The sequence below is a fragment of the Stakelama marina genome, assembly GCF_018122655.1.
In the GTDB taxonomy this organism is placed as follows: Bacteria; Pseudomonadota; Alphaproteobacteria; order Sphingomonadales; family Sphingomonadaceae; genus Sphingomonas; species Sphingomonas marina.
The window spans coordinates 420647-435622 of record NZ_JAGRQC010000004.1; the positions used below are offsets into that span (position 1 = coordinate 420647).

Annotated in this window: 18 protein-coding genes and 1 tRNA gene; 9 read left to right on the top strand and 10 right to left on the bottom strand. The window is 61.8% G+C overall.

Annotation, left to right across the window (positions count from 1 at the left end):
* Positions 1–13: 13 nt before the first annotated feature.
* On the top strand, positions 14–244 hold the full coding sequence (locus tag J7S20_RS14715; RefSeq protein WP_284054993.1) for a hypothetical protein: 231 nt from the start codon (positions 14–16) through the stop codon (positions 242–244).
* A gap of 54 nt (positions 245–298) precedes the next feature.
* A complete protein-coding gene (locus tag J7S20_RS14720; RefSeq protein ID WP_284054994.1) occupies positions 299–1840 on the top strand; it encodes a hypothetical protein in 1542 nt (513 codons plus the stop codon).
* Positions 1841–2182: 342 nt separating this feature from the next.
* Here the strand turns inward: J7S20_RS14720 and J7S20_RS14725 are convergent, their stop codons facing one another.
* From J7S20_RS14725 to J7S20_RS14735, 3 genes are all read right to left on the bottom strand, one after another.
* On the bottom strand, positions 2183–2479 hold the full coding sequence (locus tag J7S20_RS14725; protein ID WP_284054995.1) for a hypothetical protein: 297 nt from the start codon (positions 2477–2479) through the stop codon (positions 2183–2185).
* Between the two features lie 664 nt (positions 2480–3143).
* Entirely contained in the window at positions 3144–3440 is a 297-nt protein-coding gene (locus J7S20_RS14730) for a helix-turn-helix transcriptional regulator (protein WP_284054996.1), read from the bottom strand.
* Positions 3441–3615: 175 nt separating this feature from the next.
* Positions 3616–3795, bottom strand: coding sequence for a hypothetical protein (locus tag J7S20_RS14735; protein WP_284054997.1), 180 nt, complete (start codon positions 3793–3795; stop codon positions 3616–3618).
* A gap of 112 nt (positions 3796–3907) precedes the next feature.
* Between J7S20_RS14735 and J7S20_RS14740 the strand changes: the two genes are divergently transcribed.
* On the top strand, positions 3908–4225 hold the full coding sequence (locus J7S20_RS14740) for a hypothetical protein (RefSeq protein ID WP_284054998.1): 318 nt from the start codon (positions 3908–3910) through the stop codon (positions 4223–4225).
* Positions 4226–4384: 159 nt separating this feature from the next.
* Here J7S20_RS14740 and J7S20_RS14745 read toward each other — a convergent pair whose 3' ends face one another.
* From J7S20_RS14745 to J7S20_RS14765, 5 genes are all read right to left on the bottom strand, one after another.
* A complete protein-coding gene (locus J7S20_RS14745; protein ID WP_284054999.1) occupies positions 4385–4969 on the bottom strand; it encodes a hypothetical protein in 585 nt (194 codons plus the stop codon).
* A gap of 20 nt (positions 4970–4989) precedes the next feature.
* Entirely contained in the window at positions 4990–5652 is a 663-nt protein-coding gene (locus J7S20_RS14750; RefSeq protein WP_284055000.1) for a hypothetical protein, read from the bottom strand.
* A 10-nt stretch (positions 5653–5662) separates the two neighbouring features.
* The gene (locus tag J7S20_RS14755) at positions 5663–6157 is read right to left on the bottom strand and encodes a hypothetical protein (RefSeq protein ID WP_284055001.1); all 495 of its coding nucleotides are present in this window, start codon (positions 6155–6157) and stop codon (positions 5663–5665) included.
* A gap of 109 nt (positions 6158–6266) precedes the next feature.
* The gene (locus J7S20_RS14760) at positions 6267–6914 is read right to left on the bottom strand and encodes a hypothetical protein (RefSeq protein WP_284055002.1); all 648 of its coding nucleotides are present in this window, start codon (positions 6912–6914) and stop codon (positions 6267–6269) included.
* A 14-nt stretch (positions 6915–6928) separates the two neighbouring features.
* Positions 6929–7345, bottom strand: a complete 417-nt coding sequence (locus J7S20_RS14765) for a hypothetical protein (protein WP_284055003.1) — start codon at positions 7343–7345, stop codon at positions 6929–6931.
* Between the two features lie 171 nt (positions 7346–7516).
* Between J7S20_RS14765 and J7S20_RS14770 the strand changes: the two genes are divergently transcribed.
* From J7S20_RS14770 to J7S20_RS14785, 4 genes are all read left to right on the top strand, one after another.
* On the top strand, positions 7517–7807 hold the full coding sequence (locus J7S20_RS14770) for a hypothetical protein (protein WP_284055004.1): 291 nt from the start codon (positions 7517–7519) through the stop codon (positions 7805–7807).
* Positions 7808–8034: 227 nt separating this feature from the next.
* On the top strand, positions 8035–8787 hold the full coding sequence (locus tag J7S20_RS14775; protein WP_284055005.1) for a hypothetical protein: 753 nt from the start codon (positions 8035–8037) through the stop codon (positions 8785–8787).
* A 75-nt stretch (positions 8788–8862) separates the two neighbouring features.
* A complete protein-coding gene (locus J7S20_RS14780) occupies positions 8863–9768 on the top strand; it encodes a 3'-5' exonuclease (protein ID WP_284055006.1) in 906 nt (301 codons plus the stop codon).
* 105 nt (positions 9769–9873) lie between these two features.
* Positions 9874–10506 (top strand): MobA/MobL family protein, encoded by a 633-nt coding sequence (locus tag J7S20_RS14785; protein ID WP_284055007.1) that lies wholly within the window; start codon positions 9874–9876, stop codon positions 10504–10506.
* Between the two features lie 115 nt (positions 10507–10621).
* Here the strand turns inward: J7S20_RS14785 and J7S20_RS14790 are convergent, their stop codons facing one another.
* Entirely contained in the window at positions 10622–12679 is a 2058-nt protein-coding gene (locus J7S20_RS14790; RefSeq protein ID WP_284055008.1) for a hypothetical protein, read from the bottom strand.
* A gap of 142 nt (positions 12680–12821) precedes the next feature.
* A tRNA-Pro gene (locus J7S20_RS14795) sits at positions 12822–12898 on the bottom strand.
* Between the two features lie 144 nt (positions 12899–13042).
* Between J7S20_RS14795 and yajC the strand changes: the two genes are divergently transcribed.
* Positions 13043–13384 carry a preprotein translocase subunit YajC gene (yajC, locus tag J7S20_RS14800; protein ID WP_284055009.1) on the top strand — a complete coding sequence of 114 codons (342 nt, stop codon included), beginning with the start codon at positions 13043–13045 and terminating at the stop codon, positions 13382–13384.
* Positions 13384–14976 (top strand): protein translocase subunit SecD, encoded by a 1593-nt coding sequence (gene secD, locus J7S20_RS14805; protein WP_284055010.1) that lies wholly within the window; start codon positions 13384–13386, stop codon positions 14974–14976. Before yajC ends, secD begins: the two co-directional genes overlap by 1 nt.

Below are 14976 nucleotides of genomic sequence, written 5' to 3' on the forward strand. Positions count from 1 at the left end.
CGAAGGATCAAAGATGAGTGGGACGGACAGCGGATTACCTGAACTCGAAGAGCCGTGCGACGCCTGCAACGGCACTGGAGACGCGCCGCCGGCCACTCCTTACGAACCGCGGGCCAGCTTGAATTGCCCTAAGTGTAAGGGCCATACACTCGCGCCGACCGAAGCGGGTCAGAAACTGATCGAATTCATTAAGCGCCGATTCAACCTGCCAGAGCGCGAGGCGCATCGATCACTATTCGGTTAGGGTGCGGCGCCTGAATTCCGGACATATGGGCTTTACGGGAAAGGCTCGCCGCAAATGAGCAAGCTCGGTCGGGACGTCTATCGCAGGAAGCTGGCGCGCTATCTGTCGCACAGCCTCGACGAGCAGGTGATTTCGATGATCTCGGCCCTGGTCGCCGTACAGACTGGCCATGCCGCAGCGCTGAAGGCGTTGCCCGACCTGCCTGCCGATGCGCTCGGGGCCGAGCTTGGCTCTCCCTATCATATCCCGCTCTGGTCGCTGGAGACACTGGTCAACGAACTGCTCGCCGCCCCCAAGCCGAGGAACTTCGGGATCGGCCGAACCCGGGTGCTCGATACGTCACGCTTCCAAACCTTGCGCGTGCTGCACGGTATTCTCGTGAAGGTGGAAAATGCCGAGGACGGAATTTTTCTCGAGAACCACGATGTGTTCTATGAGATGGCCCGCATCGCGCAGCGCCAGTTTCCCTGGCAACGCGGCGTCGCCAACGCACCGCATTTGTACCGGTCTATCCTGCTGTATGGTACAGGAAGCGCCCGCAGCTTCTTCGAAGCAGATGCCGCTATGTCGCTGCCCGATTTCGTAAAGGTCGGCGCGTGCTTTTCGGGCGCGCTGACCGGGCGGGACTATGGTGACCGCAACCGCGATCTGTCGATGATCGGCATTGGAGCGCAGGTCCGCGAAGCGGCACTGGCCAAGCTGTCGATCGGGCATGGTGCGGCGCGTGCGCGTACGGCTAAGATACGCGAAGGCCAGCGTCACACCGGCTACAGCCCCAGCATCCTGCGTGACTTTCCGATCATCGCGTTCGGTGACAACGGCGAGCGCCTACGCGCGCCAATCCCCGAGCTGATCATGTATCGCTATACGTCGGGCCTGTATCTCGATGTTGTGCGCGGTGGCGCTTCGGTCTGGGCCGATATCGGCAAGCGCTTCGAAGCCTACGTTCACGACTACCTGCAAGCAATGATGGCGCCGTTCGACGTCACTGGCGAGACGACTTATGGACCGAAGAAGACGCAATATCGCACACCGGACATTCTCGTGCACCAGGACAGCTGCGTAGTCGCTGCCATCGAGTGCAAGGCCAAGCGCATGAGCTTCGCGGCGCGCTATGCCGATGACCCGCTTGCCGACGCCGCGCTCGGCTTCGATGAGCTGGCGAAGGGCATGTTCCAGCTTTGGCGTTTCTTCGCCCATGCCAGGAAGGGCGTGATCGGGTCATTGGCAATGTCAACGCACTGCCAGGCAATCATCGTCACTGCCGACAGTTGGCTCACGATGGCGCGGAACCAGGCCGAGAAGGTGGTCTCGGCAGCCCATCAACTGGCGGATGCCGACGGCGGCATTGAGCCAGTCGATCGGCGCGATGTCGCATTCTGCCAGATCGACGACGTCGAGTTCGCGCTCCAGAACGGCAATGCGGAGAGTTTCCTCGCCGCGGCGCGGGAGATCGCATCAGGCCAGAAGAAGCATTTCATGCTGTCGGTGGCCCATGGAGCTGATCTAGGCCAGCAGCGCGATTATCCCTTCATGGACAAGATTGCCGACCTGCTCCCATGGATGGACGATTTCGAACGGATGTCGACCGACTGAATCAGGGATCGCGCTCGCCTTCCAGGCATCAAGCCCTGGAAGAATCGGCAAAAGGTTCAGGGAGGACGGATGGCAACAGACAACTCTGAGCCACCACGCCGACTGGACGATTCCGCAAGGTTGGGATCGCTACACTCAGAGCGAGCTATGTGGTACCAGTTGTTCGCGCGTCAGTCGGACACATGAACGATCGGCTGCAATCAGGGATTCGATCTGTGCCGTTCATCGGCAGCTCTGTTAGCGGCTGCCGTCACCGTTGAATCGTCCTGCGGACGGGCAGCTATCGTATTTTTTCCGGCCCAAAACTTGCGAACAGCGGAAGGCTGTAATCTGGACTAACGCTCATTCCCGGATCCCGGCCGGACCCGCAGTGCTGCGCGCCAACCAGAAGCCTGGCACCAGTTCGGCGTATCGCGCCTTCTGTTCGGCGGTTGCGCCCAGGGTCAGCACCATGAGTGAAAAGGGCGTGTGCTGCCCCTTGCTGTGCGCATTCAAAAAGCGCACCCGGCGTTGCAGCAGGTAAACGTCTGCATCGGGGCTCAGCTTCTCATGGAACCACCTCGAGTCCGTTCGAACCGCAACGAGGGAGACGACCGTCTGCACATTGCCGGCTCGCCACTGTGAGCGCGGCGCAGCCATATGAGCAGCGCCGAAAACGGAGGATTGACGAAGGCAAGCCTGGGATTTCCTCGTAGGCTCACGGCCGCTGCAATTCGAGCCACTTGATCCTAAATCTGAACACCACGTCACCGCGGACGCATTTCGCACTTACTACCTGGCCTTGAACCCGCGATGCCAGACATCGATCAGGAATCTCAACAACTTCAGCGAGCGGCTTGAGGCTGTCTTTCAGAGCGATGCACGCCGACGGTGGGATTGAAGCGCCAGATATCGTCAGTTTGCCGTGACCAGTTCTCTGATCTTCATAGAGGCAGTTTTTATATTGATGCCGCAAAAGCCAGTGAGAGCCTTTTCGAATAAGCAGATCGCGACATCCGAATCCGTCGTCGGGATGATATCTGCGCGGATCAATGCGCGGCCTAGTGACGTAAAGATTTCCGATCTGGCTTACGGTGCATTCACGCTGGAGGCATCCGCAGTTGATCCGGTGCTTCTTGAGCCATCGCATTCCGACTGGTGAAATGAGGTCGACCGAGCTTTCCGTATTTTGTTTCTGCACCACGTCTACTCCTGCTTGGTTCCCGCGTGACTCCGCTCAGACTGGTGCGATTCGGCTGCAAGTCGGATTAGCCTTCCGGCCTGGATCGCGAAGCCTCGATCCGTCCAACGTTTTTCCAGCGCTTCATCTGCTTGCCAGCCTGCGCTTTTCGAAGGCCTCGACCTCGTCGATGCTCCGCAGCCGCGGCTGGGTGAACAGCGTGTCCCCCGGCCCGTTACCACTCAGGACCTCATGAATGGCTAGCGCGGTTCCAAGAGCGACGTCTGCGTCTCTTTCCAGGTTTGTGACGTCGCGCTTTTCGACCCGCGCTTCAGCCGCAACCTGATCGATGGTCATGCCGAGATGGTCGCGAAGGCGCCGCGCGCGCCGGCCGATATCGCTTAGGCTGCCAGACTCGGTGATACTGTATTCGGTCATCACGCTTCTCCTTGCTGCCGGTCCATGGCCCACGAGCCACCTAAGCTGGCGACGTCGGTTATTATAGCTGGTCCCGTTTCGTTCTGCCACGTCTTTGAGCGCAGGCGGTCGACTACGAATTCCTGCATCTCTGCTTCGGCGGCGGGAAAGACGCCACGAACATCATCGCCGGCGTCGGTCAGTTGAAGTTGGCGAAGAAGTCATCGGCCGCCCGGTCGCCGCGGCCGGCGCCAGGATGCTGCCAGTAACCCGAGAAACGACGCGACTGCGGCGCGTCCATGATGGCGCCCAGCATCGCCAGGGTCCTGTTCCTGTCGTCGACCCGGCTGTTGGTCTCCCGCCAGGTGGCATACGCCAATTAGTTGATGAGACAGGGGCCAGCGATGTGGTGTGGGTTCCGATCTCGAAGCCCGAGTTGATGAAGCGGGGGCTTGCGCTGCGCGCGGAGCTCGCTGTAACGCTGGACATAGGTGGCACTGACTGGTCTGTCGGTCAGCGTGTTCACGGCTCTTCGCGTACGCGAAGTGCGCGAGGCTGGTCAGCTGGTCTCCGGACGGACGCGGGCCGCCCAGGAACAGCAGATCGGCGTCACTGTGCCTTTCGCCCCTCTGAGTCATCTCCTGACCGAGGGCGACGGTGCCGTGATTGATACCTTGATGGTCGAGATTGTTGCTCATTCTGTTTCCTTTTTCCGTTTCCGCGGCGCGCGGCATTTCTGGGCGGCGGAGCCGACAGAGAGAATTTTTCCCCTCTCTTCGAACTTCCAGTTCAGACACGAACGAGGATGATTTTCGCACGAGTGGCACGGTGCCATATCGCGCATTCAAGGGTCGAAACGCGCGCCGTCGGCGGCGGAGCATTCAATCGGCGGTCGAGGGCGGTTGGGACTTTGGGCGTAGTGGCCGTGCCGGTAACCAACGCACCGCCTGCGGGCGCTGGACTCGGAATTAGTCGACCGGCAGCAGCAGTCCGGTCGCCCAACGGTTGGGATCAACGGTGGTCCAGCGGTTCTCACGCTGGTCGTCGAACAGACCTTGGGTGTAAATGAAGGTCGGCGAAGTACGGCGGGTCAGTTCGAGCATGATGAGCGCGGATTGGCCTTCGCGGGTCAGGCCGAAGACGTCCTTCTCGATGGGGGTCGCGAAGCCGAGCATCTGGAGATAGCGGCGGTAGCTTTCGAACAGGGCAGGGGAACCGCCAAACACGTCGCAGATGACGCGCCGGTGATCGATCCGCGCGCCGCGCGGCTTTGACGGGCATTTCCCGCCCGGCGCCACCACTTCCATCTCGTAGCGCTGCACGTTGATCCACGCGAGCGTCCTACGCATGACCTCGAGCTCGTCATTATCGGGGCCTCGACCATCGACCCCAGCGCGATAGCTGGCAAACGCCCGGCGCAACGTAGCGTGGCGGCGGCCATCCGGCGTGTCGATAAAATACATGTCGCGGTTGCTGTATTTGCCGTATCGCAACTGGCGGCCCCACATGATGTGAGGCTCGTCGGTGAAGAACCATTCAGGATCGTTCCACATCGAGCGAACTCCGCTATCGTTCAGTAGCCGGCCGTGTAGCGACCGGCGCCGCGCACACCGCCGCCTCGGCACGAACAGCCGTCGTCCCAGACCGGGCGTGGTCGCGACGCGGTTTGGGAGCGATAGGCGTTCTGGGCGTCGGCGTGCCGGCCGTATCGAATTGCCTGTCCGATATCGACGGAAGAGGCTGGACGCGGGGCGAACGATGCTCGCTGCCTTGACCCGCCGCCAGGTTCGAGTCGCGGCGCCCGAGCGGCAGCGGTGGTCGGGACCACCATCAACTCAAAGATCCATTGGGTGAGTTCGTCGCCGCCGCGGCGGTGGTACATCGTCGCGAAGCGTGACCAGCGATGCTGCTGGGTATTGAGCCAGCCCATCATGCCTTCACGGGCGTCGGCGGATTCGCTCGGCAGGTTCCAGACCACGCGCCAGCTACCGTCGGCGGCGCGCTCCTCAAGGGCGATTGCGGGCTTACCGCCGACCTCGGTGCGGACGAACCTGGAATCGCTACCGATGATCTCATCGGTATCGACGACGACCAGATCGCTCGGCCCGGTCTGTTCTGCTACCCTTGGCCGCTTGAACGAGGCGTGGGGGTCCTGCGCCAGCGTGGTGCTGGCGTCGCGCCGCATCTGCTCGAACTCGGTCGCGCCGCTCTGGCCGGTGAAGGGGGGGAAGGGCATGGCGTTCTCCTCAGTCGATGTGGATACGGTTTTCGCCGCGCTGGATGGCGGCGGCGCGGTCTGCCGCCGGGTCAGCGCGATTTTCGATAATGACGGGCTTGGTGGCTTCGAGCATGGCGAGCACGCTCCATCCCAAGGGGGAAAGCTGCGCATGTTTGAAGACCACCGCCTCGTGCTCGACGAACTGGTGGTGACCAAGCGTAAGCAGGTAATGGCGGAAGAACATCAGACTGCCATCGAACAAATGCTCGACCATCGCATCGGGATCGATGCGGTGCATATCTTCAGCGATGCAGCGCAAAGTAGCGCGCAACAGTTCGAGCTGGTCGTCCTGATCCTCGCACATGCACATGTCGAGATGCGCGCCCCACAGGCAGTCGCGTACGCTGTCCCAAAACCGGCCGGCGGGATCTTCGAGCTTTTCGGTGCTGCGTCCGATCGTCACGGGTCTGAGGCTGGCACCCCAGGGGCGGATATTGGCAAGCGTCAGGTCGCACTGGGCCATTGATTTGCTCCTCTTGCCGTCCAGCATAGCCGAATGGAAGAGAAAGTCAAAACAAAAGATAGCACGCTATCCTAGATATCGCGGGGTGGGTCTGATAGACCGCTAAACTTTAGCGCAAACCCTCCTTTTCGGCTGACAATGCCGCGTAGAGCAGATCGACCTGATCGCCAGGCAAAAGCCGGCGCTCGGCGACCCAGCCCCAGACCGTACGGGCAGCGAAGCCAAGGTCGACGATGACACGCTGGCCTCGGGCTTCCAGGTCGCATGCCTCGGCCCAAGCGTCGGTGAGTGCGTTTCGCTTGATCCAGCGCAGACGCATGGGTTCGCTGCTCGAATATGCGTTCGCATCGAGAATCGCCCAGAGTTCACCGGTAACAATAACCGCGAGATCGTCTTGTTCCTTGTCCACCGCACCGCGCTTGATTGCATCGAGTCCACAGCGGACGATCTCGCGCTCGTTTGCCTTCACCAGATCGACGACGAGACCGAGCGGGAGATGGGTGTCGATCAGGCAGAGGGTCGCCGACAGGACAAGGCATTGCCGCAGCGTGTAACCACGGCGAATGCCTGGATCGTCCTTGGAAGTCGCTGGAAGGCCGTAGCGCAGGAGCTGTTTCAGCCGCGCGCGTAGCTTACCGCGCTCGCTTGCACCGAGTTCGGGGTACAGCGCGATCGTCTCGGCGTCCGGCGGGGTGGTGATCGCGACGATGGCCAGATCTTCGAGATGCGCGGAGGCGAGCCGGGCGGGTTCGGTCACGGTAGTGCGTTCCTTCAAAATTGCTGCCAGCCAGGGTCGATACAGGCTTCGATCCACCCATCCGAACACGGCTCGATCGACTGGATGCGGGTATCGGAAACGGCAAAGCCGGGATCCGCGAGTGCCGCCAGGGACTTGCCGACGAGGGCAGGGATGGCGACCGCAAGCAGATCACCGCGACAGGCAAACATGCAGTGGTTGCGGCTCCGCTCGCGATAGGTCCAACGCAGCAGGTCGCCGTCCCGTTGTTCGATTTCGACCAGCAGTCTTCCGTGGTGTCTTTTGAGCGCGACGACGGCGAACCCGCTAGCTGCGCGGATCCGCGTAGGGATGGCATCGCGATGGCCCAGCACCGCCGCTACCCTGCGTGCGATCCGGGCGCTGAGCTCGGCATCGACGTCGCTGGCCAGCAGGTCCGTGCGCTGGAGCAAGTCGGCAAGCGGCTGCGACACCCATGATTTTGCCAATGCGATTCTCCCCGGACGCGACCTTTTGGGACTGCATAGCCGGGTCGGCAAGCGAGGCGAACCCCGTCGGCTTCGCGCAAATGAAAAAGTGAAAAGTTGAGTAGCCGGCACAGGGGCGGGGAAAAGGAGACCATCATGAGCGAGATACTGCCGACACTGATGCTGCTGTGCGTAGCGTGCCTTCTGGCAAGACTTGTCGCCGCCATGCCGTATTGGCTTGCGAAGACGATCATCCGCGTAAGCGCCAACCTTCATCGCCGCCGCGAGCAGCGACTGCGGGCGCAGCTCGTCGAAGCTGGCGCACAGGATCGAACTGATCTTTGGGCGGAGCCATCGCGCGCCGACCGCGCGCTATTGCGTGCCAGCCTCGACATCGCACTCAAGCGAACCGCGTTGCGCAGCATGTTTCCAACGCATGTGCGGTGACCGGACGCCGACCCCGTCGAGTAGACCATGCTCAACCCAGACTTCATTGGAGAGCCCCATGAACCCCTGCGAATGCCACCGCCTGTACGCAGGCGAAGGAAAAACGCGCAGCGCTCCGGCGCGCGCGTGCCGCCCTGGAGGGGCGGGGAGGGCGAGAATCAGGAAAGAGAGGAAAAAGCGTAGGACGCGCCTCGCGCCCTGGTTCTCGTCAACCAAGGAGTATGACGATGACCTATTACCAGTTTGCCACCCCCGTCCAGGCGATCGGACTTGCCTGCGTGCCCGTCGACCATCTGCCCGATGTCGAGATCATGGCACGGCGCTCCGTCGCCGTGGCGGTGGTAAGCATCGCCAGTGACGCCGAGGGTAGGCCAACGATCACTGCATCGTGCCCGACCGCGGCACGCGATCCCGAGTTCCCGCTGCCCTATCTGGTCAACGAAGCGCTTGTTGCAGGCGCCGAGACGATCGTGTCGCCCGCCGACCGGGCGGTGCTCGCCGCCGATGCGTCGGCACGGCGTTTCTTCGTCGAACCCAGCCTTGCCCGCCTCACGAGTGGCGAGACGGTCATCGACCCGGCCTCGCTTGCCGGCGACATCTATGGCGACGAGGCGGTGCTCTACCAGCGGCTCCATATCCCGACGCTGGCGAGGAGCGATGCCAGCAACGCCGCGCTCTGGGACAAGCGGTTGACGCTACCGCTCAAGACCGCCGCCCTTGCCGAGGCGGTCTCGCGGCTGATGCTCTGGGCGCATTTTGGGGCGTTCCGCGAAGCCGAGGCCGGGATTTTCTTCGAAACGATGCTCGCGCTTCGCGACTGGATGCACGGCCAGGTCGACAGCGCGCCCGAGCTTTACGGATGGGCGACGTCGCGCCCGGTCCTTCGCGCCCAGTCGTTCGAGCATGACTATCGCCAGGCGCTCAAAAGGGGGCAGGGCGAGCCGTGGATCACGTTCGAGAGTGGCTTGAGCATCGTCTGACCGATCCCGCGATCGCACCATCTCGCAAGACCCCGCTCCGGCGGGGTCTTGCGTATCTGCCGCTGGAGATATGCTATGATCACCGACTTGGAAGAGCTTGAGCGAACCGCAGCCTGGTTGCCGGCAGAAACCGAGCGGCTTGCCGCAGCGCTCGACCGCCATCCTGATTATCGGGTGCTGCGCAGCCTGCCGCCGCTCGACTATCTCCCGCGGTTCGCGCCCGAGGGTCGCGAGCGGACCGCCATCGTCCTCGATATAGAGACCACGTCGCTCGATCACCGAACCGGCAAGATTATCGAGGTCGCCTTGTGTCCGGTTCGGTTCGACCGCCGCGGACGCATCACCGGGATCGGTAAGACGCAAAGCTGGCTTGAGGACCCGGGAGAACCGCTCGAGCCCGCGATCGAACGGCTGACCGGTCTCAGCGATGCCGAGCTTGCCGGCCAGCGCATCGACGATGATGCGGTGCTCGGGCTGCTTAAAGGCGCGGACGTCATGATCGCGCATCACTGTGCGTTCGACGCGCTCTGGATCGAGGCGAGGTATCCGGACATCGCTGGTAAGCCGTGGGCCTGTTCGCTCAAGGATATCGACTGGGCGGCGCACGGGGTGGAGAGTCGCAAGCTAGGGCATCTGCTTGCCGAACTATGCGGCTGGTTCAACGCGCGCCACCGTGCTGCCGCCGATGTCGAGGCGCTGGTCGCGCTGCTGGCGAGCCCGCTCCCCGGCGGTCGCAGCGGCATGGCCGAACTACTCATTTCCGCTTCGAAACCCGGTTGGCTCGTCAGCGCGACCGGGGCACCGTTCGAAGTCAAGGATCGGCTCAAGGCGCGCGGCTACCGCTGGTCGCCCGAGCGCAAATGCTGGTGGATCGAGGTGCGCCAGGCCGCGCTCGAGGCAGAGACCGACTGGCTCGCCGCAGATGCGCAGTGCCGTTCGCCCGATATCCGCAAGATCAGCTGGCGCGAGCGCCACCGCTGACACCCGCGCGGGGTCTGCGCCGCGCCTATCCGATCAAGACCAATCTCCCATCCCCAGCACGGCGGGGCCTTTTGCCGTGCGCAACCTACAAGAAAGGAAGATCCGATGAGCATCCACATCCACCGTCCGTTCAACATCCGCTATGTCGTCTGGAACCCGGTCAACGCCCGCGGCGAGGACGTGCGCAGCACGCATCGCACTGGTAAATGTAGCTATTGCTATATTCACCGCTTGCATGGCATCGACGATGTCGGGCCGATGCCCGACTGGTCGCACAAGCAGGACCTGGTTATGGCCGGGCGCTGTGGCCCGAAGCGTTCGCAGGTGCCTGAGCTCGAAGGGGTGGCGCTGTGGGAGAAGCTCGACGCCGCCGCCAAACAGATGCGGCCGAGCGAAGCGATAATGGCACATTGCGTCGGCTCACTGCCCGAGCATGAGGGCGAGGCCGTGTGGCGCGAGATGGTCGAGGGGTTCCTCGAAGACCATATCGCTGCCCAGGGCATGGTCGCGGACTGGGCGGTCCATTATCGCGTCGATCGCGATGATCGGCCCGGCGTTCATCCGCATGCGCACATGCTGATCACGACCCGGGTCTATGATCCTTCGAGCCCGGAGTTCGGAAAGCGCAGGCAGAACTGGCTGCGAACGCCCGCGGCCTGCCGCTCGCTCGCCGAGAAATGGTATGCGATCACCGGTATCTATCCGCCCGGCAATATGCTGATGCCGATCGCAGCGTGAAACGGGCGCGGTTCCGGAGCTGTTCGGAACCTCGCGCTACCTGCTAACCGGCTTAATATCTAAGGACTTTGCATGAACATGGTCCGCTAGGCTCGACGGCTATGCTTTGTGCGAACTAATGCCGAAGTCGCAGGGGGTAGTGCTCGATTGCCTCGATGAGGAGTCCCATCCTCTTGACGCACGGCATCAACTCTTCAAGCGAAGGGTCGTCTTCGTAAGTGCCCTCCAGCGTTGTCGCGCGTTCGTGACCGAAATATGCCTGACGAATTCCGAGTTCGATCTTCGGTGTCGCCTTTCGCAGATAGGTTGTGGCAAATTTTCTCAGCGACTGGGTATCGATGTCCTTGCCATCGAGCAGGCTCGATGTGCCGTCTGGAAAATGATGCTGGAGGAGCGGTACGAACACGTCCTCACGAAACCGCTTTCGCGCCGGTACTTTTGTCGTGTTGAGTTCAGGAAAGAGCCAATATTCCCCCTTGGACCTCAGCGCCCGGACGTAATCGAGAAACCCAAGCTCAATGAGTTTCGGCGCTATCGGAAGGTCCCGGTCGGTCGCCGCTGTCTTTATGGTCTGATCGCGGCTAGCTCGAATCTTAAAGTGCGCGACCAGGGCATCTTCGTAGATATTCGCCAAGGGCATTTGACAGAGTTCATTTGAACGGGCGCCATAAACGATGAGCAGCAGCGGTCCCCAATAAAAACTGTCGTGGATGACGCTGGAACCCGGTGTGAGTCGGTCGTTCTGTCCGGCGCAACCGGTGAAGACCGGACCGCTGACTAGCGAGCGCAGATCTTCTTCCGATGGAACCGGCTTACGCGCGTTTTTCTTTCGGCGGTCCTTTTGCCGAAGATTCTGAAAGCCCACGCGCGGATGTACGTGTGTTGCGTTTCCGTCGCCATCTTCCAGATCGCGCGCATAGTCGAATAGCTGCTTTAAGGTATTGATATGCCGATTGTGCGTGGTTGCAGACAGTCCGACTTTGGGGACCTTGTTGCGGTTGGCAGCTTCGGGATCGGCGTCCCACTCCGCCGCAAGCTGTTCTCCGCGCGCGAACACATGCTTCAGTCCGCCGGCACGATCCTCGCGGCTCTTGCCCCAGATTGCCGGAAGACGTTTGAGCCGCCGGTCGAGTGCCAGCAGATGGCGCCGATCAATTTGACTCATGCGCAGGTCGCCATTTTCGGCGATGAAGATATCGCTGATGGCCTTGGCGTTTCGGCAGGCCGAATCCTGCCAGTCGCCACTTCTGCTATTTTCTTCGACGACCAGTGCGCAAAGCTGAGACATGCGTAGGTCGATCAGGCCGCCAAGCTGATCTGCAGCGGGAGTTGGCTCCAACGATGTCGCCGAAAGGGCTGCGCTTACCAGATCGACCGGGGCCGTCGAGGGCACCGTGGTTTTTGCGCAGTCCGTATTCGCCTGATCGCGGCTTTCAAGGAGTTCGGCTAGTACACGGGGAATGTCGGGGCCGATTTCTGTGGCTACGTGCTCGTCGAGTCGCCTGTTAGCCTCACGGCATGCTTGTCCATACGCTGCGGCAACAATCGATAATGCCAGCCGTCTGTTCGCGGACGTATCATCGAGGCCAGCATTTGCCATGAGATGCAGTAAAATCCTCGGAGCGATAGCCGGGCGACCACATGGCGAGATCCCGTTTTGCGCGACGGTCTTGGTTTGCTCGAGCGCAGCGGAGTTGGTTTCGAAAGCGAACGCCGCTGGAGCATGCGATTCGATGAGATCGGCTATCAAGCCGCGTTCCTCATCACCGATTTCGCTACCAGACATTTCCCTGCGCCACATGTTCGGATCGGAAGGCCAGGCACCGACTCTGGCTATTGCGCCGAAGATTCGCGAATAGGCGGAATTATAAAGGCGGTGCTGCGCGTCGTCGAACGGAGGGCGGCGCTGAATGGCGACGATCTGGTCGCGCTTATATTCGAGCGCCTCCTTGTAGATTGCGCGCAGTTTCTCCGGTGCCGGGCAGGCCTGCTGGTCGGGGAATCTAACGGCAACCATTTCCAGCTCCAGATCGAGTGCGAGCGCTCGCCTCTTCGCTTCAGCGCGATCCGAAGTTTTGAGCGATATCCGGAGCATTATAGGCTGAGCCTGAGTTGCGCCCAAGCGAATCTGGCGTCGCCACCAATAGATGGCGCCGCGACGGTACACGCTCATGATCGTGACCAAAGGAGGCGCGATTGGCACAGCGAGGTGCACACACAGGTGCACAATCTGGGATTCCGGTGACGCAAATAGCCGTGCATAGGTCCTCTTTGGCGAGGAAATCTGCGGCTTCTGGTTTTGGTGAGGAGATCCTTGGTCGGGACGACTGGATTCGAACCAGCGACCCCCACACCCCCAGTGTGATGCGCTACCAGGCTGCGCTACGTCCCGAACCAAGGCCCGCGCATGTATGCCGATGCGCCGCGCGATGCAAGCCATGTCCGAATAGTTGCGAAATCCGCCGCCAAGTGATAGCGCGCGGCGCTTGACGCAGGGGTGTTTCACGCCCCGTTCCACATAGTCGTTCAGGAAAACATGTTCGCAACCCCAGCCTTTGCCCAGACCGCCGGTGCCCAATCGGGCGGTGGGCCACTCGGTTTCATCGGCGGCATCCTGCCGCTGGTCCTCATCTTCATCGCCTTCTGGTTCCTGATGATTCGCCCGCAGCAAAAGCGGATGAAGGCGCTTCAGGACGCGGTCGCTTCGGTGAAGAAGGGCGATCAGGTCGTCACTGGCGGCGGTCTTGTCGGCAAGGTGACCAAGGTCGAGGAAAAGTTCGTCGAGATCGAGCTTTCGCCCGGTAACAAGGTTCGCGCCGTCAAATCGACGCTGACCGAGGTGTTGCCCGCGGGCGGCTCCAAGCCTGCGAACGACTGATGCTGGATTTCCCGCGCTGGAAGATCTGGATGGTCTTCGTGACGATTATCGTCGCGATCGTCCTCGCCATTCCCAGCTTCGTACCGCAGACCGCCCGTTCCAAATGGCCGTCCTGGATTCCGACGCCGTCGGTCAATCTCGGGCTCGACCTTGCCGGCGGCAGCTATATCCTGCTCGAAGGCGATACCAAGCAGCTTGCCAGCGACCGGCTGGAGCAGATGCGCGACACCGTCGCCAACGAGATGCGGGCGAGCCCGCGTATCGCCATCGGCGACATCTCGACGCGCGGAGGCCGGGTCAGCTTCATGGTGCGAGACGCGAGCCAGGTCGATGCCGCGCGCGAACGCCTGCTGAAGGTCACGGGCAGCGGCGCCGGGCTTTCCGGTCAGCGCGAATGGGACGTTCAGGTCGTCGATTCGACGCGTTTCGTCATCACGCCGACCCAGGCGGGCAACAGCGACGCGCTGGACCGCGCGATGAAGGATGCGCGAGAGGTCGTCAGCCGCCGCATCAACGCGCTCGGCACGCGCGAACCGACCATCGTCCGTCAGGGCAATGACCGGATCGTCGTCCAGGTGCCGGGCCTGCAGAACCCCAAGGCGCTGAAGGATCTGCTCGGCAAGACCGCCAAGCTTGAATTCAAGATGGTCGACGAAAATGCCGATCCTGCGCAGGTCGCCAAAGGCAATGCGCCGATCGGCGATGTCGTGCTGCCCTATCCGAGTGCCGGCCAGAATATCGCGCTCAAGCGTTCGACCCTGATTTCGGGCGACATGCTGACCGATGCGCGGCAGGAATTCAGCCAGCAGACCGGCCAGCCGATCGTGACGATGAAGTTCGACGCGCAGGGCGGCCGCCGCTTTGCGCGCGCGACACAGGAAAATGTCGGCAAGCGCTTTGCGATCATCGTCGACAATGTCGTGATCTCCGCGCCCGTCATCAATCAGCAGATTCTGGGCGGAAGCGCGATGATCGAAGGTGGATTCACCGTCGATTCGGCCAACGAACTCGCGATCGCACTGCGGTCGGGCAAGCTGCCCATCGCGCTCAACGTCATCGACCAGTCGACGATCAGCCCCGAACTCGGCATCGATTCGCAGCAGAAGGGCGCGCTTGCCGCCGGGCTCGCGACGATTCTGGTGATCGCGTTCATGCTGATCACCTATTTCCGGTTCGGCGTGTACGCGACGATCGCGCTGATCGTGAACATCCTGATGATTCTGGGGATCATGGCGCTGTTCAACGCGACGCTGACGCTGCCCGGCATCGCGGGTTTCGTGCTGACGATCGGTGCGGCCGTCGACGCCAACGTGCTGATCAACGAACGCATTCGCGAGGAACAGCGGCGCGGTCGGTCGATCATCCAGTCGGTCGAGGTCGGCTATAAGGAAGCCAGCCGCGCGATCTTCGACGCCAACATCACCAACGTGATCGCGGCGTTCATCATGTTCATCTTCGGCTCCGGCCCGGTGCGCGGCTTTGCCGTCGTGCTGACCATCGGTATCGTGACGAGCGTTTTCACCGCCGTCACCTTCACCCGCCTGATGGTCGCCGAGTGGCTGAAAAAACGCCCGCGCGAGCTGGTGATCTGA